This is a genomic window from Pseudomonas sp. O230, assembly GCF_045447035.1.
Lineage (GTDB): Bacteria > Pseudomonadota > Gammaproteobacteria > Pseudomonadales > Pseudomonadaceae > Aquipseudomonas.
This window is the reverse complement of record NZ_JBJGXN010000001.1, coordinates 110,673-129,668: the sequence shown is the minus strand read 5'-3', so window position 1 is coordinate 129,668 and position 18,996 is coordinate 110,673. Positions and strand designations below refer to the sequence as shown.

At 56.5% G+C, this 18,996-nt stretch carries 16 protein-coding genes; 7 read left to right on the top strand and 9 right to left on the bottom strand.

Annotation, left to right across the window (positions count from 1 at the left end; all coding sequences use genetic code 11):
* Positions 1 to 126: 126 nt before the first annotated feature.
* The 9 genes from ACI77H_RS00640 to rpmH all read right to left on the bottom strand — a co-directional run bounded on the left by ACI77H_RS00640 (position 127) and on the right by rpmH (position 8,844).
* Positions 127 to 999, bottom strand: a complete 873-nt coding sequence (locus ACI77H_RS00640; protein WP_253434156.1) for a ParB/RepB/Spo0J family partition protein — start codon at positions 997 to 999, stop codon at positions 127 to 129.
* A 9-nt stretch (positions 1,000 to 1,008) separates the two neighbouring features.
* Positions 1,009 to 1,806, bottom strand: a complete 798-nt coding sequence (locus tag ACI77H_RS00635) for a ParA family protein (protein WP_407009904.1) — start codon at positions 1,804 to 1,806, stop codon at positions 1,009 to 1,011.
* An 18-nt stretch (positions 1,807 to 1,824) separates the two neighbouring features.
* Complete coding sequence (gene rsmG / locus ACI77H_RS00630) at positions 1,825 to 2,469, bottom strand: 16S rRNA (guanine(527)-N(7))-methyltransferase RsmG (protein ID WP_407009903.1); 645 nt, start codon at positions 2,467 to 2,469, stop codon at positions 1,825 to 1,827.
* Positions 2,466 to 4,364, bottom strand: coding sequence for a tRNA uridine-5-carboxymethylaminomethyl(34) synthesis enzyme MnmG (mnmG, locus tag ACI77H_RS00625; RefSeq protein WP_407009902.1), 1,899 nt, complete (start codon positions 4,362 to 4,364; stop codon positions 2,466 to 2,468). Before mnmG ends, rsmG begins: the two co-directional genes overlap by 4 nt.
* A 551-nt stretch (positions 4,365 to 4,915) precedes the next feature.
* Positions 4,916 to 6,286 carry a tRNA uridine-5-carboxymethylaminomethyl(34) synthesis GTPase MnmE gene (gene mnmE, locus ACI77H_RS00620; protein WP_407009901.1) on the bottom strand — a complete coding sequence of 457 codons (1,371 nt, stop codon included), beginning with the start codon at positions 6,284 to 6,286 and terminating at the stop codon, positions 4,916 to 4,918.
* Positions 6,287 to 6,365: 79 nt separating this feature from the next.
* Positions 6,366 to 8,051 carry a membrane protein insertase YidC gene (yidC, locus tag ACI77H_RS00615; RefSeq protein ID WP_407009900.1) on the bottom strand — a complete coding sequence of 562 codons (1,686 nt, stop codon included), beginning with the start codon at positions 8,049 to 8,051 and terminating at the stop codon, positions 6,366 to 6,368.
* Between the two features lie 2 nt (positions 8,052 to 8,053).
* Positions 8,054 to 8,299, bottom strand: coding sequence for a membrane protein insertion efficiency factor YidD (gene yidD, locus ACI77H_RS00610; protein ID WP_010207715.1), 246 nt, complete (start codon positions 8,297 to 8,299; stop codon positions 8,054 to 8,056).
* Positions 8,292 to 8,693, bottom strand: coding sequence for a ribonuclease P protein component (gene rnpA / locus ACI77H_RS00605; protein WP_027926203.1), 402 nt, complete (start codon positions 8,691 to 8,693; stop codon positions 8,292 to 8,294). The genes yidD and rnpA overlap by 8 nt, the downstream gene beginning before the upstream one ends.
* A gap of 16 nt (positions 8,694 to 8,709) precedes the next feature.
* Positions 8,710 to 8,844, bottom strand: a complete 135-nt coding sequence (rpmH, locus tag ACI77H_RS00600; protein WP_003213577.1) for a 50S ribosomal protein L34 — start codon at positions 8,842 to 8,844, stop codon at positions 8,710 to 8,712.
* Positions 8,845 to 9,410: 566 nt separating this feature from the next.
* On the opposite strand from rpmH, the gene dnaA reads away from it, so the two are divergent.
* From dnaA to ACI77H_RS00565, 7 genes are all read left to right on the top strand, one after another.
* On the top strand, positions 9,411 to 10,922 hold the full coding sequence (gene dnaA / locus ACI77H_RS00595; RefSeq protein ID WP_407009899.1) for a chromosomal replication initiator protein DnaA: 1,512 nt from the start codon (positions 9,411 to 9,413) through the stop codon (positions 10,920 to 10,922).
* Between the two features lie 39 nt (positions 10,923 to 10,961).
* Complete coding sequence (gene dnaN, locus ACI77H_RS00590; protein ID WP_017341709.1) at positions 10,962 to 12,065, top strand: DNA polymerase III subunit beta; 1,104 nt, start codon at positions 10,962 to 10,964, stop codon at positions 12,063 to 12,065.
* A 20-nt stretch (positions 12,066 to 12,085) separates the two neighbouring features.
* The gene (recF, locus tag ACI77H_RS00585; protein WP_407009898.1) at positions 12,086 to 13,189 is read left to right on the top strand and encodes a DNA replication/repair protein RecF; all 1,104 of its coding nucleotides are present in this window, start codon (positions 12,086 to 12,088) and stop codon (positions 13,187 to 13,189) included.
* A gap of 5 nt (positions 13,190 to 13,194) precedes the next feature.
* Positions 13,195 to 15,618: a DNA topoisomerase (ATP-hydrolyzing) subunit B gene (gene gyrB, locus ACI77H_RS00580; protein ID WP_407009897.1), complete on the top strand. Its 2,424-nt coding sequence runs from the start codon at positions 13,195 to 13,197 to the stop codon at positions 15,616 to 15,618.
* A gap of 180 nt (positions 15,619 to 15,798) precedes the next feature.
* Positions 15,799 to 16,659, top strand: a complete 861-nt coding sequence (locus ACI77H_RS00575) for a MurR/RpiR family transcriptional regulator (RefSeq protein ID WP_407009896.1) — start codon at positions 15,799 to 15,801, stop codon at positions 16,657 to 16,659.
* A 29-nt stretch (positions 16,660 to 16,688) separates the two neighbouring features.
* A complete protein-coding gene (ddpX, locus tag ACI77H_RS00570; RefSeq protein WP_407009895.1) occupies positions 16,689 to 17,249 on the top strand; it encodes a D-alanyl-D-alanine dipeptidase in 561 nt (186 codons plus the stop codon).
* A 157-nt stretch (positions 17,250 to 17,406) separates the two neighbouring features.
* On the top strand, positions 17,407 to 18,987 hold the full coding sequence (locus ACI77H_RS00565; RefSeq protein WP_407009894.1) for an ABC transporter substrate-binding protein: 1,581 nt from the start codon (positions 17,407 to 17,409) through the stop codon (positions 18,985 to 18,987).
* Positions 18,988 to 18,996: the final 9 nt, after the last annotated feature.

The window sequence follows — 18,996 nt, the reverse complement described above, 5'->3', positions numbered from 1 at the left end:
GCTGCCAGAATTCAATAACTTGGCATAATTTGTGCCGACAAAATGCGCGCAGAGTATAGGGGCGGTTCTGCCCCTATTCAACTGTCAGGTAGTGATTTCCGACTGCACGCTACATGAGGAAATGTTTCAGCGGATGTGGGCAAGCACACCTTGAAGCTCATCGAGGGAGTTGTAACCAATTACCAACTGCCCCTTCCCCTTCTTTCCGTGTCGGATCTGCACCGCAGAGCCTAGGCGCTCGGCCAGGCGCTGCTCGAGTCGAGCGATATCCGGGTCCGGTTTTGTGGCTTCCACAGGCTCCGGTTTACCACTCAACCACTGGCGAACCAGTGCCTCGGTTTGGCGCACCGTCAGCCCCCGTGCGACAACATGTCGCGCCCCTTCAACCTGTTGATTCTCCGGCAAACCAAGCAAAGCACGCGCATGACCCATTTCCAGGTCACCGTGCGAGAGCATGGTTTTGATAACTTCCGGCAACGCGATCAAGCGTAGCAGGTTGGCCACGGTCACGCGGGATTTGCCCACCGCTTCGGCCACTTGTTGCTGAGTCAGCTGGAATTCCTGCTGCAAACGCTGCAGGGCCACCGCTTCCTCGATCGGATTGAGGTCTTCGCGCTGGATGTTCTCGATCAGCGCCATGGCAATGGCGGTTTCATCCGGCACATCGCGCACCATCGCCGGGATGGTTTCCTGGCCAGCCTGCTGGCTCGCGCGCCAGCGGCGTTCGCCGGCAATGATTTCGAAGCGGCCGCTGCCGATCGGGCGAACCACAATCGGCTGCATCACGCCCTGGGCCTTGATCGACTGGGCGAGTTCTTCCAGCGCTTGCGGGTCCATGTCCCGACGCGGCTGGTACTTGCCGCGCTGGATCAGATCCAGCGGCAGGTGCTGCAACTCACGCTGATCGGCTTGTACCGCCTGCTCTTCCAGCGAGCTGACAGTCGGACCGCTCAGCAGTGCATCCAGTCCACGTCCGAGACCTCGTTTCTTGACGGCCATGGGGATTCCTTAAGTTGCCTGAGCAGCGGCGGTGCGTGAGTTTTTGCGCTGACGGCGAACCATCTCGCCGGCGAGTGCCAGATAAGCAATGGCGCCCCGCGAAGTCTTGTCGTAGGCCAGCGCCGGCATGCCATAGCTTGGCGCTTCGGCCAGGCGGATGTTGCGCGGGATAACCGTGTCGTAAAGCTGCTCGCCGAAGTGTTCCTTGAGCTGCGCCGACACGTCGTTCATCAGGCTCAGGCGCGGGTCATACATCGTCCGCAACAGGCCTTCGACTTTCAGGTTCGGGTTCAACAGTTCAGTGATGCGCTTGATGTTATCCACAAGGTCGCTCAAGCCTTCGAGGGCGAAGTACTCGCACTGCATGGGGATAATCACCCCATCTGCAGCGACCAAAGCGTTCAGCGTGAGCATCGACAGCGACGGCGGGCAGTCGATCAAAATGTAATCGTAGTTTTCACGGATCGGCGCCAACGCACTGCGCAGGCGGCTTTCCTTCATCTGCATTTCCAGCAGAACCACTTCGGCAGCAGTCAGGTCACGGTTGGCCGGCAACAGTTGGTAACCACCGTGCTCGGAATAGTGCATGGCCTGGGCCAGATCGCATTCGCCGATCAACAGGTCGTAGACCGAGTTTTCCAGGCCGTGTTTATCCACACCGCTACCCATGGTGGCGTTGCCCTGTGGATCGAGATCGATCAACAGCACCCGGCGCTTGGTAGCGACCAGGGAAGCTGCGAGGTTGATGCAGGTGGTGGTTTTACCCACACCACCTTTTTGGTTCGCTATCGCGAATACCTTAGCCATTCTTGCTTGTGTTCCCAATCATGCCGTGCGGCGCAGTATCAGCAGATGGCGTTGGCCTTGGCAACCAGGTACGGCCAGGGCGTGTTCGCTATCGAGGTGGAAGTCTGCCGGCAATGCTACCAGCTCATCGGCCGGATGAACGCCCTTCATTGCCAGCCAGCGTGTATCGGCATCGCCGAGGTGGCGCGTCCAGTTGCTGAAGTTCTCCATGCTGCTGAACGCCCGGGAAATGATCCCGTTAAATGGCTGTGCAGGCTGGAAGGCTTCGACGCGACTGTGGATAACTTGCAGGTTATCCAGTTTGAGTTCGAGTTTGACCTGGGTCAGGAAGCGGGTTTTCTTGCCGTTGCTGTCCAGGCAGGTGACCTGGGACTCAGGAAACAGGATGGCCAACGGAATACCCGGCATGCCGCCGCCGCTGCCAACGTCCAGCCAGCGACCGTTTTCCACGAACGACATCACGCTCAGACTGTCGAGCAAGTGACGCGAGACCATTTCGTCCGGATCGCGCACGGCGGTCAGGTTGTAGGCCTTGTTCCATTTGATCAACAGGGCCAGATAGCCCAGCAGCTGCGTGTGCTGGGTTTCGGTCAGTGCGACACCGAGCTGGCAAGCACCTGTGGATAACTCTTCGGCGTGTTGCGAGGTGACCAACGAACTCAAGCGCTTTGCTCCAACTGACGGCCCGCGCCGCGTTTTTTCAAATGAATCATCAACAGCGAGATCGCTGCCGGCGTGACACCCGGAATGCGTGACGCCTGGCCCAAAGTTTCTGGACGGGTCGCACCGAGCTTGCTTTGGATCTCTTTGGAGAGACCGGAAATGTTCGTGTAATCGATATCCACAGGCAGTTTCGTATTTTCACTGGCCCGCAGACGTGCGATTTCGTCTTGTTGACGATCGATGTAACCGGCGTATTTGGTCTTGATTTCGACCTGCTCGGCAACCTGTGGATCTTCTGCGCCGCCACCGGTCACGGCGATCAGACCAGCGTAGTCGATTTCCGGGCGGCTCAGCAGGTTGAGCAAGTTGTATTCGTGGGTCAACGGTGTACCGAATTTCTCGGAAATCGCATCGCCCTGCTCGGTGCCCGGGCGGACCCAGGTGCTTTTCAGGCGTTGTTCTTCCAGATCGATGCTTTCGCGTTTCTTGCAGAAAGCCGCCCAACGCACGTCATCGACCAGACCCAGTTCGCGACCTTTTTCGGTCAAACGCAGGTCGGCGTTGTCTTCGCGCAGGATCAAGCGGTATTCGGCCCGGGACGTGAACATCCGGTACGGTTCCTGAGTACCCAATGTAATCAGGTCGTCGACCAGCACTCCGATGTACGCCTCGTCGCGACGCGGGCACCAGGCGTCTTTGCCCTGAGCACGCAGTGCGGCGTTGGCCCCGGCCAGTAAACCCTGGGCGCCGGCTTCTTCGTAACCGGTGGTGCCGTTGATTTGACCGGCGAAGAACAGGCCGGCAATCACTTTGGTTTCCAGGCTGTACTTCAGGTCACGCGGGTCGAAATAGTCATATTCGATGGCGTAGCCCGGACGAACGATGTGCGCGTTTTCCATGCCGCGGATCGATTGGACGATCTGCAATTGCACGTCGAACGGCAAGCTTGTGGATATCCCATTCGGGTACAGCTCGTGGGTGGTCAAACCTTCCGGCTCGATGAAGACCTGATGGCTTTCCTTGTCGGCAAAGCGATGGATCTTGTCTTCGATCGACGGGCAATAACGCGGACCTATGCCTTCGATCTGCCCTGCATCGGAATACATCGGCGAACGGTCGAGGTTGGCCGCAATGATTTCGTGGGTGCGGGCGTTCGTGTGGGTAATCCAGCAGCTCACCTGTTTCGGGTGCTGCTCTTTGGAACCCATGAATGACATCACCGGGATCGGCGTATCGCCTGCTTGCTCGGTCATCACCGAGAAATCCACAGAACGACCGTCGATACGCGGCGGCGTACCGGTTTTCAAACGACCAACGCGCAGTGGCAATTCACGCAAGCGGTGAGCCAGGGCGATTGATGGCGGATCACCAGCGCGACCGCCGGAATAATTCTGCATCCCGATGTGGATAAGTCCACCGAGGAAGGTGCCAGTGGTCAACACCACAGAATCCGCGAGGAAACGCAGGCCCATTTGGGTGACAACACCGCGCACGGTTTCCTGTTCGACGATCAGGTCATCAGCGGCTTGTTGAAATATCCACAGGTTCGGTTGGTTTTCCAGGGCTTCGCGGACAGCGGCCTTGTACAGAACCCGGTCGGCTTGAGCGCGAGTTGCACGCACGGCCGGGCCTTTGCGGCTGTTCAACACACGAAACTGGATACCACCCTTGTCGGTGGCCATGGCCATCGCGCCGCCGAGGGCATCGATTTCTTTCACCAAGTGGCTTTTGCCGATCCCGCCAATGGCAGGGTTGCAACTCATGGCACCGAGGGTTTCCACGTTATGCGTCAGCAACAGGGTTTTTGCCCCCATACGTGCTGACGCCAGTGCTGCCTCGGTACCGGCATGACCGCCGCCGATGACGATCACTTCAAAACGGGAAGGGAAATCCACCACGCACCTCGTGCCTGCTTCAGTTAGGTAATCAGGAATAGTTTGAGCTCAGGTTTTTGGACCTGGTCGACAAGTATAGGGACTTCGCCCTTCCTAAAGAACCCTTTGCACAAAATTTAACCAGCTGTGGAGAAGTCGGGGTTATAGAAATTAAAAAGAGAGAAATTTATTAAATCTTTGTTTTTATGTTTATTTCTACTGAGGCACATTTCTGTGGATAGATCTCTACAGGCCTTTATATTCAATATGTACAGAGATTCAAAAACCTGTGGTCATGTACCAACGAGGCCCTTGGATAACCGGTTTAAGCCTGTGGATTAAAGGGGTGGTTATCCACAGAGGGGGTTATCTTCAGTTTTTAGGCCCTGTTATCAACTGCCCTTAGTGGCAGTTATTCACAGGGCTTAATCCACAGAAAAGCGGTGATTGATCAATTCACGGACGCGGAAAAACCGCCCAGGCAGAAAGAATCTGCTCGGTGGTGGAGACAATTCAAGGAGAGGAGTGAGAACAGACAGGCGCGAATGGCCTGTCTGTGAACAACGGAAAGACTATTTACCGATGCAGAAGCTGGAAAAGATTCGTCCAAGCAGATCATCGGAGCTGAATGCACCGGTAATCTCGCCCAAGGCATGTTGAGCCTGGCGCAAATCTTCGGCCAGTAGCTCGCCGGCACCTGCCAGAGTCAGCTGTGCACGGCCGTGCTCAAGGGATGCGCTGGCATGACGCAATGCCTCAAGGTGACGCCTGCGAGCGCTGAAGCTGCTTTCCGACGTCTGCTCATAGCCCATGCAGGCCTTGAGATGATCACGCAGCAGTTCCAGGCCTTCGCCGGCCGACTTGGCGCTCAGGCTGATGGTCACATGGCCATCTTCACTGACTTCCAGGGCAATCGCTTCGCCGGTGAGGTCGGCCTTGTTACGGATCAACGTAACTTTCGCCGGATCCGGGCGAATTTCCAGAAACTCTGGCCACAACGCGAACGGATCAAGCGCTTCCGGTGCTGTGGCATCGACCACCAACAGCACCCGATCTGCTTCGCCAATGGCTTTCAACGCTCGTTCAACACCGATCTTTTCCACATGGTCATCGGTATCTCGCAGACCAGCTGTATCCACCACATGAAGCGGCATGCCATCGATGTGGATATGTTCGCGCAGAATGTCACGGGTGGTGCCGGCAATCTCGGTCACGATCGCCGCTTCGCGACCGGCCAGTGCGTTGAGCAAACTGGATTTACCTGCATTTGGCCGACCGGCGATCACCACCGTCATGCCGTCACGCAATAACGCACCCTGACCGGCTTCGCGCAACACGGTGGATAACTCGTCCCTGACCTTGTCGAGCATGCTCAGAACATGGCCATCGGCAAGGAAATCGATTTCCTCTTCCGGGAAATCGATAGCCGCTTCGACATAAATCCGCAGGCCGATCAGTTGTTCGGTGAGGTTATGCACACGATCGGAAAATGCCCCCTGCAAGGAACGCAGTGCATTGCGGGCAGCCTGTGCAGAACTGGCCTCGATCAGGTCAGCGATCGCTTCGGCCTGTGCGAGGTCGAGTTTGTCGTTGAGGAATGCGCGTTCGCTGAATTCACCAGGCCGTGCCAGACGACACCCCAGTTCAAGGCACCGCTTGAGGAGCATATCCAGAACAATCGGACCGCCATGACCTTGGAGTTCCAGCACGTCTTCGCCCGTGAACGAGTTCGGTCCTGGAAAATACAAAGCGATGCCCTGATCCAGCACCTCTTCGTTTTTATCGAGAAACGGGCCGTAGTGGGCGAATCGCGGCTTGAGTTCACGACCACTGAAGGCCTTGGCCGCAACGCTCGCCAGCGGCCCGGAAATACGGACGATGCCTACGCCGCCACGACCTTGAGCGGTGGCGACGGCGGCGATGGTTTCACGAGGAGCGCTCATAAACCGGTATCCAGACAAAAGTGGCAGATAGCAAAACGCCCCACTAGGGGGCGTTTTGAGTGGCTATTCACAGTGTAAATCAGGCAGCTGCTTTGGTAGCCGCTTCGATTTTACGAGTGATGTACCACTGTTGGGCGATCGACAGGCAGTTGTTCACTACCCAATACAGCACCAGACCGGCCGGGAACCACAGGAAGAAGAAGGTGAAGATGATTGGCATCAGCTTCATCACCTTGGCCTGCATCGGATCCGGAGGTGTCGGGTTCAACTGCTGCTGGATGAACATGGTTGCACCCATGATGATCGGCAGAATGAAGAACGGATCCTTGATCGACAGGTCAGTAATCCACAGCATGAACGGCGCTTGGCGCATTTCAACGCTTTCCAGCAGAACCCAGTACAGCGAAAGGAAAACCGGCATCTGCACGAGGATTGGCAAGCAACCACCCAGCGGATTGATCTTCTCCTTCTTGTACAGCTCCATCATGGCTTGCGACATTTTCTGCCGGTCATCGCCATGTTGCTCTTTCAGTGCCGCCAGCTTCGGTGCCACTGCACGCATGCGGGCCATGGATTTGTAGCTGGCTGCCGACAGCGGGAAGAAAATCCCTTTGATCAGCATGGTCAGGAAGATGATCGACCAGCCCCAGTTACCGACCAGCGCGTGGATGTGTTGCAGCAGCCAGAAGATTGGCTGGGCAATGAACCACAGAATGCCGTAGTCGACGGTCAGTTCCAGACCTGGGGATAACTCTTTCAACACAGCCTGGCTTTTCGGACCGGCGTACAGAACAGCGCTGGTTTCGGCTTTCGCACCTGGCGCAACAGTCATTGCCGGTGCGGTGTAACCGATGATGTAGTTGCCTTTGCTGTCTTTACGGGTCTGGACGACATTGTTTTCGCCCTTGGCCGGAATCCACGCGGTCACGAAGTAGTGTTGCAACCAGGCAACCCAACCACCATTAACGGTTTCTTTCAGCTGAGCCTTGTCCATGTCCTTCATCGACACTTTCTTGTACGGCTCGTTACTTGTCCACAGGGCGGCGCCCAGGTAAGTCGCGGTGCCGGTGGCGGTGCTGGAAGAAGGATCGGAGCTGGCGTCACGCTTCAATTGCGCGAACATCGCGCCGGACCAAGGCTTGGCGCTTTCGTTGTCGATCAAGTAGGAAACGGTTACGTCGTACAGGCCACGTTTCACGGTGAAACGCTTGATGTAGTTGACGCCGTCCTTGCTGAACTTCAGGTCCACGACCAATTGGTCCTGACCGTCAGCCAGTTGGTAGATCTTCTTCTCGGAGGAGTAAACCGGACGACCGGCAGGACTTGCGTCCGGACCATCGGTACCGATCAAACCGCTTTGAGCCAGATAAGTCCGCTCGTTGCCGTTATCGAACAACTGGAATGGAATTTCCGGGTGGTCCTGGCGACGTGGATACAGCGGCAACGTCAACTGAGCAACATCACCACCCTGTGGATCGATTGCCAGGTTGAGCACATCCGTTTTGATCTGGATGAGGTCTTTGCTTACAGCTACTGGTGTTTCAGCAGGTGCAGTGGCACTGGTATCGCTTGCGGCGCGTGGAATGTCGTCACTGACAGAAGCATTATTGCCAGTCGCCGTATCCGGTAGGCCCGGTGCGGTAGTACTGGAAGCAACATTCTGAGTCGGCAGGGCAGCCTGGCCATAGTCCTGGTTCCATTTAAGAACCATAACGTAGGACACGATTGCCAGGGCGACGATCAGGATCGTGCGTTTGATATCCATGATTACTCGGCCATCGAAGAAGAACGGGAGGTAGGGATAGGTGGAACCGGGTCATAACCACCGGGATTCCACGGATGACAGCGACCTAAACGACGAAAGGTCAGCCAGCCACCGCGCAGAAGGCCATGATTTTCTATGGCTTCTAACGCGTAGCAGGAACAACTGGGGTAGAAACGACAGTGACTGGCCATCAGGGGACTAATGGCATAGCGATAAAACTGGATCGGAACGAGTGCCAGTTTACGCATCGGGACTGTCTACCCCTACAGTTTCGGTTTTGACTGCTGGTACCGGCGTGCTGCGTGCCAGACGCTTCCAGAGTTTGCCGAAATGCTGAATCAATTCGGGGTTTTCTACGTCACCCAAACCTTTGCGCGCGACGATAACAATGTCCCAGCCGACCAGTGAATCCTGGTGCAGACGGAACGATTCGCGCATCAGACGTTTGAGGCGATTGCGCTCGACGGAGAGCTTTACGCTCTTTTTCCCGATAACCAGCCCGAGACGGGGGTGATCAAGATCGTTGTTGCGCGCAAGGAGCAGGAGATTTTTCCCCGGAACCTTGCCGGTAGGGGAGTCAAAGACTGCCTTGAAATGCCGGGGAGTAAGCAGACGCTTTTCCCGACTGAAGTCCTGACTCACCTCCAGTGCCGGATTATCAAACTGCCAGACGCGCACGACCTTTGGCGCGACGACGCGACAGGACGGCGCGACCGTTCTTGGTAGCCATGCGAGCACGGAAACCGTGGGTACGAGCGCGTTTGATAGTGCTTGGTTGGAAAGTACGTTTCATTGTCGTGTTACCTGGTTCGTCCACAACGGGCCGGAATGGCCCCCGTTTTAAGAGACCGGGGATTCTAGAGAAAGCAAGCCTCTAGGTCAATTTCCAACCAGCGTTTCCTTATAAATAGATCTGCAGACGTTTTGCTCGTCCCTGCTTCCTGCCAAATATAAAAATAAAGAAGGAAAGTATTTAAAGCTTTTCTGTAAAGCTTATAAAAGCTAGGGCGCCGACTATCTGTGGATAACTACCTTCAGACCTTCTACGACGGGATGTACAGAGAATGACAACTACAGTGGAAAACGGTGGTCAGCCTGTGCTGCACTGTCGGATAAGCTGTGTGTGAAAGGGTCTGTTATCCACAGGCAGGTTATCCACCGGGTTTCGCCCCCACTTGTGCAACGACCTCAGGGGCGGTTATCCACAGACCTTATGCACAGACCACTGGTCGTCTTTTTTACGTATAAAACGCTGATTCTTCTTGGTCGGTGAACAAGCTACGTGTGGATAAGTCGGCGTCTGGCCGCTACAATGGCCGCTTGTTTTTGCCTCACCGGCTTTCAACTTAGGGGATATCCGTGTCAGTGGAACTTTGGCAGCAGTGCGTGGAGCTTTTGCGCGATGAGCTGCCTGCCCAACAATTCAACACTTGGATCCGTCCACTACAGGTCGAAGCCGAAGGCGACGAGTTGCGTGTCTACGCACCGAATCGTTTTGTTCTCGACTGGGTCAACGAAAAGTACCTGGGCCGCGTCCTTGAACTGCTCGATGAGCATGGCAATGGCATGGCACCGGTGCTGTCCTTATTAATAGGCAGCAAACGCAGTTCGGCACCGCGTGCGGCGCCGAATGCTCCGTTGGCCGCTGCTGCGTCGCAGGCTCAGGCGCCTGCCAGTGCTCCGGCACCCGCCCCGACGACTACGCAAACCAAGCGTTCGACACAGAAAGTTGCCGAAATCAGTGAAGAGCCATCGCGCGACAGTTTCGATCCGATGGCCGGTGCCAGTTCTCAACAGGCTCCTGTGCGTTCCGAACAGCGCACCGTGCAGGTCGAAGGTGCGCTCAAGCACACCAGTTACCTGAACCGTACGTTCACCTTCGAGAACTTCGTCGAAGGTAAGTCCAACCAGTTGGCCCGGGCTGCGGCCTGGCAAGTGGCGGATAACCCGAAACACGGTTACAACCCGCTCTTCCTTTATGGCGGCGTTGGCTTGGGTAAAACCCACTTGATGCACGCTGTGGGTAACCATCTATTAAAGAAGAACCCGAATGCCAAGGTCGTGTACCTGCATTCCGAGCGTTTCGTGGCCGACATGGTCAAGGCGCTGCAACTGAACGCGATCAACGAATTCAAGCGCTTCTACCGTTCGGTGGATGCGTTGCTGATCGATGACATTCAGTTTTTCGCCCGTAAGGAACGTTCGCAGGAAGAGTTTTTCCATACCTTCAACGCCCTGCTTGAAGGTGGCCAGCAGGTCATTCTCACCAGTGACCGCTACCCGAAAGAAATCGAAGGCCTTGAAGAGCGACTGAAATCCCGCTTTGGCTGGGGCTTGACGGTAGCCGTCGAGCCGCCGGAGCTGGAAACCCGTGTTGCGATCCTGATGAAAAAGGCTGACCAGGCTAAAGTCGATCTGCCCCACGATGCGGCGTTCTTCATCGCCCAACGTATTCGTTCCAACGTCCGTGAGCTGGAAGGCGCGCTTAAACGCGTGATCGCCCACTCACACTTCATGGGCCGCGATATCACCATTGAGCTGATTCGCGAATCCCTGAAAGACCTGTTGGCGCTGCAAGACAAACTGGTCTCTGTGGATAACATTCAGCGCACTGTCGCCGAGTACTACAAGATCAAGATCTCTGACCTGCTGTCCAAGCGTCGCTCTCGCTCGGTCGCTCGTCCGCGTCAGGTTGCCATGGCTTTGTCCAAGGAGCTGACTAACCACAGCCTGCCGGAAATCGGCGATGTGTTCGGCGGCCGCGACCATACGACTGTTTTGCACGCCTGCCGCAAGATCAACGAACTTAAGGAATCCGACGCGGACATCCGCGAGGACTACAAGAACCTGCTGCGTACACTGACCACTTGATGAACACCAGCGCAGCTTATTAAGGCAAGGGACTAGACCATGCATTTCACCATTCAACGCGAAGCCCTGTTGAAACCCCTGCAACTGGTCGCAGGCGTCGTCGAGCGCCGACAGACCTTGCCGGTGCTCTCCAACGTGCTGCTGGTTGTCGAAGGCCAGCAACTGTCGCTGACCGGTACCGACCTGGAAGTCGAGCTGGTCGGTCGTGTACAACTCGAAGAGCCGGCTGATCCAGGTTCCATCACTGTGCCTGCGCGCAAGCTCATGGACATCTGCAAAAGCCTGCCGAATGACGCGCTGATCGACATCAAGGTCGACGAGCAGAAGCTGGTGGTGAAGGCCGGCCGTAGCCGCTTCACCCTGTCGACCCTGCCGGCGAACGATTTCCCAACGGTGGAAGAAGGCCCGGGTTCGCTGACCTGCAGCCTGGAGCAGAGCAAACTGCGTCGTTTGATCGAACGCACCAGCTTCGCCATGGCCCAGCAGGACGTGCGTTATTACCTCAACGGCATGCTGCTGGAAGTCTCGGCCGGGATCATCCGCGCCGTGGCCACTGACGGTCACCGTCTGGCCATGTGCTCGATGCAGGCCGACATTGGTCAGCCGGATCGCCACCAGGTCATCGTGCCGCGCAAGGGTATCCTCGAGCTGGCGCGCCTGCTGACTGAGCCGGACGGCATCGTCAGCATAGTTTTGGGTCAACATCACATCCGCGCCACCACGGGCGAGTTCACCTTCACCTCGAAACTGGTCGACGGTAAATTCCCGGACTACGAACGTGTTCTGCCCAAAGGCGGCGACAAACTGGTGCTTGGCGACCGTCAGGCGCTGCGTGAAGCCTTCAGCCGCACCGCGATTCTGTCCAACGAGAAGTATCGCGGCATCCGTCTGCAACTGGCCAACGGTCAGCTGAAGATCCAGGCCAACAACCCGGAGCAGGAAGAAGCAGAAGAAGAAGTGGGCGTTGAGTACAACGGCGGCAATCTGGAAATCGGCTTCAACGTGAGCTATCTGCTCGACGTGCTGGGTGTGATGACCACTGAGCAAGTTCGCTTGATCCTGTCCGACTCCAACAGCAGTGCGCTGGTGCAAGAGTCCGACAACGACGACTCGGCCTACGTTGTCATGCCGATGCGTCTGTAATCATGTTCAGCAGAAGCTAGATGTCATTAAGTCGCGTCTCGGTCACCGCGGTGCGCAATCTGCACCCGGTGACCTTCTCCCCCTCCCCCCGAATCAACATTCTTTACGGCGCCAACGGCAGCGGCAAAACCAGTGTTCTGGAAGCCATTCACCTGCTGGGGCTTGCCCGTTCGTTTCGTAGTGCCCGTCTTTTACCGGTTATTCAGTACGAGCAATTGGCCTGCACGGTCTTCGGTCAGGTTGAATTGGCTGAGGGTGGGCACAGCGCACTGGGGATATCGCGCGACCGCCAAGGCGAGTTCCAGATCCGTATTGATGGGCAGAATGCGCGCAGCGCAGCACAGCTAGCGGAAATCCTGCCGCTGCAACTGATCAACCCTGATAGCTTCCGTCTGCTTGAAGGTGCACCGAAGATTCGCCGGCAGTTTCTCGACTGGGGCGTGTTCCACGTGGAACCGCGATTCATGTCTACCTGGCAGCGCTTGCAGAAGGCCCTGCGCCAGAGAAACTCTTGGCTGCGGCATGGTACACTTGACGCCGTTTCGCAAGCGGTTTGGGACAGGGAACTGTGCCAGGCCAGCGCTGAAATTGATGAATACCGCCGTGCCTATATCAAAGCCTTGAAACCAGTCTTTGAACAGACCCTAAGCGAATTGGTTGAGCTTGAAGGTTTGACGCTCAGCTATTACCGAGGCTGGGACAAAGACCGCGAATTGAGTGCCGTGCTCGCTGGTTCCGTTCAGCGGGACCAGCAAATGGGTCATACCCAGGCCGGACCACAACGCGCTGATTTGCGTCTCAAATTGGGCGCACATAATGCCGCGGACATCTTGTCCCGTGGTCAGCAGAAGTTGGTGGTCTGTGCATTGCGGATTGCCCAAGGGCACCTGGTCAGCCAGGCCCGACGCGGCCAGTGTATTTATCTGGTGGATGACTTGCCGTCCGAACTGGACGAGCAACACCGCCGTGCGCTTTGCCGCTTGCTGGAAGACTTACGCTGCCAGGTGTTTATCACCTGTGTAGATCACGAATTATTGAGGGAAGGCTGGCAGACGGAAACGCCAGTCGCTCTGTTCCACGTGGAACAGGGCCGTATCACCCAGACCCACGACCATCGGGAGTGAAGGCATTGAGCGAAGAAAATACGAATACCTACGACTCAACGAGCATTAAAGTGCTGAAAGGCCTGGATGCCGTACGCAAACGTCCCGGTATGTACATTGGTGACACCGACGATGGTAGCGGTCTGCACCACATGGTCTTCGAGGTAGTCGACAACTCCATCGATGAAGCGCTCGCTGGCCATTGCGACGACATCAGCATCATCATCCACCCGGACGAATCCATCACCGTTCGCGACAACGGTCGTGGCATCCCGGTAGACGTGCACAAAGAAGAAGGCGTCTCGGCAGCCGAGGTCATCATGACCGTGCTGCACGCCGGCGGTAAGTTCGACGACAACTCCTACAAAGTATCCGGCGGTCTGCACGGTGTAGGTGTCTCGGTTGTTAACGCACTGTCCAAAGAACTGATTCTGACCGTCCGCCGCAGTGGCAAGATCTGGGAACAGACTTACATTCATGGTGTTCCGCAAGAGCCAATGAAGATCGTTGGCGAGAGCGAAACCACCGGTACCCAGATTCACTTCAAGCCATCGGCTGATACGTTCAAGAACATCCACTTCAGCTGGGACATCCTGGCCAAGCGGATTCGTGAACTGTCCTTCCTCAACTCCGGTGTCGGCATCGTCCTCAAGGATGAGCGCAGCGGCAAGGAAGAGCTGTTCAAGTACGAAGGTGGCCTGCGTGCGTTCGTTGAATACCTGAACACCAACAAGACTCCGGTCAACCAGGTATTCCACTTCAACATCCAGCGTGAAGACGGCATCGGCGTGGAAATCGCCCTGCAGTGGAACGACAGCTTCAACGAGAACCTGTTGTGCTTCACCAACAACATTCCGCAGCGTGACGGCGGTACTCACCTCGTGGGTTTCCGTTCCGCACTGACGCGCAACCTGAACACCTACATCGAAGCTGAAGGTCTGGCGAAGAAGCATAAAGTCGCCACTACCGGTGACGATGCGCGTGAAGGTCTGACCGCGATTATTTCGGTAAAAGTGCCGGATCCGAAGTTCAGCTCGCAGACCAAAGACAAGCTGGTTTCTTCCGAAGTGAAGACCGCCGTCGAACAGGAAATGGGCAAGTACTTCTCCGACTTCCTGCTGGAAAACCCGAACGAAGCAAAACTGGTCGTCGGCAAGATGATTGACGCCGCCCGTGCCCGTGAAGCCGCGCGTAAAGCCCGTGAGATGACCCGTCGCAAAGGCGCGCTGGACATCGCCGGCCTGCCGGGAAAACTGGCTGACTGCCAGGAAAAAGACCCTGCCCTTTCCGAACTGTACCTCGTGGAAGGTGACTCTGCTGGCGGTTCCGCCAAGCAGGGACGTAATCGCCGCACCCAGGCCATCCTGCCTCTCAAGGGCAAGATCCTGAACGTTGAGAAGGCGCGCTTCGACAAGATGATCTCTTCGCAAGAAGTGGGCACCTTGATCACCGCATTGGGCTGTGGCATTGGCCGCGACGAGTACAACATCGACAAGCTGCGTTATCACAACATCATCATCATGACCGATGCTGACGTCGACGGTTCGCACATCCGAACCCTGCTGCTGACCTTCTTCTTCCGTCAGTTGCCAGAGCTGATCGAGCGCGGCTACATCTACATCGCTCAACCGCCGCTGTATAAGGTCAAGAAAGGCAAGCAAGAGCAATACATCAAAGACGACGACGCCATGGAAGAGTACATGACGCAATCGGCCCTGGAAGATGCGAGCCTGCACCTGAACGAAGAAGCCCCGGGTATCTCCGGTGAAGCGCTTGAGCGTCTGGTGAATGACTTCCGTCTGGTGATGAAGACCCTCAAGCGTCTGTCGCGCCTGTATCCACAGGAACTGACCGAGCACTTCATCTACCTGCCTGCTGTCAGCCTGGAGCAATTGTCCGATCACGCAGCGATGCAGGATTGGCTGGCCAAGTATGAAGTTCGGCTGCGCACCGTCGAGAAGTCGGGTCTGGTCTACAAGGCTAGCCTGCGTGAAGACCGTGAACGTAACGTGTGGCTGCCAGAGGTCGAACTGATCTCCCACGGCCTATCGAACTACGTCACGTTCAACCGTGACTTCTTCGGTAGCAATGATTACAAGACCGTTGTCTCTTTGGGCGCTCAGCTGAGCAGCTTGCTGGACGAAGGCGCGTACATCCAGCGTGGCGAGCGCAAGAAGCCGGTCACCGAGTTCAAGGAAGCCCTTGAATGGCTGATGACTGAAAGTACCAAGCGTCACACCATCCAGCGATACAAAGGTCTGGGTGAGATGAACCCGGATCAGCTGTGGGAAACCACGATGGACCCAAGCCAGCGCCGGATGCTCAAAGTGACCATCGAAGACGCCATTGGCGCGGACCAGATCTTCAACACCCTGATGGGTGATGCGGTCGAACCTCGTCGTGACTTCATCGAAAGCAACGCCTTGGCGGTATCCAACCTGGACTTCTGATCCAGCGGATTTGCCAAATAAAAAACCAGCGCATTGCGCTGGTTTTTTTTGGGATTTTTCCGGGATTCGGCGTAAAGCGCCTGAAAAAAACGTGGTGTTGTCTTGATGATAGATGTTATATGTATAACATCATTGATTATAATGACATCTAGATAACAGTTCCTCGATCGGTGCGCTGACATGTCTACAGAAAAGAACAGCTTCCTTCAGTTGCTCGAGCAAGAGTTCTCCAACCTGACTCCGACTGGCAAACGCATTGCCAGCTACCTGTTGGGCAACCCGGATCAGCTACCGTTCGAGTCGGCCGACAGCATCGCGCAGCAGGCTTCCACCACCGGCATTTCCGTGGGGCGTTTTTTCCGTTCGCTGGGTTATCAGAACATTGATGAGGTCAAACAGAGTCTACGCGGCGAAGCGCCGGCGTCCTGGTTGATCACCGACCGCATCGGTGCCTTTCGCACTGAAAGCACTCTAGAAGACGCGCTCGACCGCTCCATGAGCCGTGAGATTGAGGCCATCCGGCACGTCTATGGCTTGGCGCGAAGCAGTGCCTTCGCTGAAATCGTGCAGCGCATCTACGAAGCCGATGCGGTATTCATTCTCGGCATCCAGTCGACGCGCGGGATTCTCACCGCGTTTCACAGCCACCTTGAATACATTCGGGCCAAGGTCTACTACGTCGACGGCTTGTCCGGCATATATGCCGAAACCCTGAATTCCGGCTTTGCCAATCCCTACGCAATCATTTCGGATTTCCGGGCCTATTCCAGTGTGACCCGAACCTTCTGCGACGCCGCCATCGACAGCAACCTGCCCTTGGCCCTGATCACCGATCTGCAATGCCCATGGGCACGTGACTACCCGCTGGATCTGCTGCAACTCAAAACCGATGTCGGGCAGTTCTGGGACTCCCCTGCCCCGCTGGCCTGCCTGTTGAACCTGATGGTGTCGGCCGTTGCGGAAAAGTACGGCGATCGCCTCGATGAACGTCTGAGCAAAAATCGACAATTGCAAAAAGCTTTCGGCCAGTTCGAAGGCTAGATCCATCCAATCCCAACTGGAGTTTTTGCGTGAACAACAGCCCCCTTGTAGAGATTGATGCCGAGCGATATCAGGTGCAAATCGATCTGATCTACGCCAGTGCCGACAATCTGGCAGGAAAGGTGATTTACCCCAGTGCCCGTTGCCTGCTGCATCGCCAAGCGGCCGAGTGCCTGGGCAAGGCCAGTGAACTGGCGCGGCTGGCCGGTTACACGCTGCGCATCTATGACGCCTACCGTCCACCCTTCGCCCAGTTTCTATTGTGGGAGGCGTTGCCTGACGGCAACTACGTGCGCGATCCCCATTTGGGTTCCCACCATAGCCGTGGCGTGGCAGTGGATTTGACTCTGGTGGGGAGTGATGGACAGCCGCTGGATATGGGCAGCGCCTTCGACACCATGGAAGAGAAGTCCCATCAGTTCTACCCCGACCTTCCCGTTCACGTGCAACGCAATCGTCTGCTGTTGCTGGGAATCATGCTCGCGTCCGGGTTCTGCGCAATTCCCACTGAGTGGTGGCATTACGAACTTCCGGATGCCGATGATTACCCCTTGCTGGAAGACGACCAGACTACGTTCTCGAACAACTAAAACCGCAACAAATCGATAACGAAACCAAAGAGTTTCGCAACCTACGCAACACGATAACAACAAGTCAGCATTACCTGCTTCACCTGCAACTGCCCGGTTATAGCTTTTATAAAAAACCTGACGTACTTCCATACATCGAATGATTAAGGAAACCGGCATGACCCCAATGAACACCGTGACCCGCAAAACCTTTCCACGCACCAGCAAGCTGCTGCTTGGTCTACTGTGCAGCGCGATGAGCCTGGGCGCCTGGCAAACCGCTTCGGCGGCGACGGCTCAGGACACTCTGGTCATCGGCAAGCCCGCCGACCCGCAAACGCTCGACCCGGCGGTAACCTTCGATAACAACGACTGGACCATCACCTACCCGTCCTATCAGCGGCTGGTGAGCTACAAAACCGACGGTGACAAGAGCAGCACCGAAGTGACAGGGGATCTGGCGGAAAGCTGGACCGTATCGCCGGACAACCTGGTGTGGGAGTTCAAGATCAAGCCCGGAAACAAGTTCGATGACGGCACCGCGGTGGATGCCTCCGCCGTGAAGTTTTCCTTCGATCGCCTGATGACCCTCAAGCAAGGGCCGTCCGGTGCATTTCCTGAGGACATGGTGGTGGCGGTGATCGACCCGCAGACCATCCGCTTTACGCTGAAAACGCCGTTCGCCCCTTTCCTGTTCACCCTGGCCCATAACGGCGCCTCGATTGTTAACCCGCTGGTGGCCAACAAAGGTGCCGAAACCAATGCCTGGCTGTCCAGCCACACCGCAGGCTCCGGTCCTTTCCGACTGACCAACTGGCAAAAAGGCCAGTCCATCACGATGGAGCCGAACCCCTACTTCGCCGGTCCCAAGCCTGCGTTCAAAACCGTGATCCTCAAGACTATTGCGGAGCCCTCGGTGCGTCGGCTGCAACTGGAGCGCGGGGACCTGGATATCATCGAAGACATGCCCGAAGATCAATTGGGTGCACTTGGCGGCAAGCCGGGCTTAGTGGTCAGGGATTTTCCTTCGCTGCGCGTCACTTACCTGTACCTGAACAACAAGAAGGGACCTCTGACCGACGTCAACGCCCGTCGTGCGATCACCGAAGCGGTGGACTACAACGGTATCGTCAAGGGCATTCTCAAGGACAAGGCCAAGCTGCTGAACGGGCCGATCCCGGATGGCATGTGGGGCTACGACAGTTCGCTGCCGGTGATGAAGCAGGACATGGCCGCCGCGAAGAACAGCCTGGCCAAGGCACCTCAGAAGATCACCAACCTGAACTACATGTACTCGGACAAGGACGCCAACTGGGAACCGATCGGCCTGACCTTGCAGGCGGCCCTGGCACCCCTGGGCATCAACCTCAAACTGGAGAAAACCGCCAACGCCACCCTGCGTGAACGTGTTGGCCAGGCCGACTACGACATCGCGGTAGGGACCTGGAGCCCGGACTTCGCTGACCCGTACATGTTCATGAACTTCTGGTTCGACTCCAAGATGCAGGGCCTGCAAGGCAACCGCTCGTTCTACAGCAACCCGGAAGTCGACAAGCTGATTCGTGAAGCGGCCGCTGTCAGCGACACCGCCAAGCGTGTCGAGCTTTACCAGACTGCGCAGAAAAAGGTGCTCGACGACAGCGTCTATGCCTACCTCTATCAGAAGAGCTACTCCCTGCCGATGCGTGATTCGGTCAAGGGCTACGTGTTCAACCCCATGCTCGAACAGGTGTTCAACCTGGGAAGCATGAGCAAGTAAACATGCTCC

What these genes read in the sequence shown, in the direction of transcription:
- ACI77H_RS00635 (WP_407009904.1), bottom strand. Translation starts at nt 1,806, where the DNA reads ATGGCTAAGGTATTCGCGATAGCGAACCAAAAAGGTGGTGTGGGTAAA.
- yidC (WP_407009900.1), bottom strand. Translation starts at nt 8,051, where the DNA reads ATGGATATCAAACGCACGATCCTGATCGTCGCCCTGGCAATCGTGTCC.
- yidD (WP_010207715.1), bottom strand. Translation starts at nt 8,299, where the DNA reads ATGCGTAAACTGGCACTCGTTCCGATCCAGTTTTATCGCTATGCCATT.
- ACI77H_RS00565 (WP_407009894.1), top strand. Translation starts at nt 17,407, where the DNA reads ATGACCCCAATGAACACCGTGACCCGCAAAACCTTTCCACGCACCAGC.
- ACI77H_RS00575 (WP_407009896.1), top strand. Translation starts at nt 15,799, where the DNA reads ATGTCTACAGAAAAGAACAGCTTCCTTCAGTTGCTCGAGCAAGAGTTC.
- dnaN (WP_017341709.1), top strand. Translation starts at nt 10,962, where the DNA reads ATGCATTTCACCATTCAACGCGAAGCCCTGTTGAAACCCCTGCAACTG.
- ACI77H_RS00640 (WP_253434156.1), bottom strand. Translation starts at nt 999, where the DNA reads ATGGCCGTCAAGAAACGAGGTCTCGGACGTGGACTGGATGCACTGCTG.
- rpmH (WP_003213577.1), bottom strand. Translation starts at nt 8,844, where the DNA reads ATGAAACGTACTTTCCAACCAAGCACTATCAAACGCGCTCGTACCCAC.
- recF (WP_407009898.1), top strand. Translation starts at nt 12,086, where the DNA reads ATGTCATTAAGTCGCGTCTCGGTCACCGCGGTGCGCAATCTGCACCCG.
- mnmE (WP_407009901.1), bottom strand. Translation starts at nt 6,286, where the DNA reads ATGAGCGCTCCTCGTGAAACCATCGCCGCCGTCGCCACCGCTCAAGGT.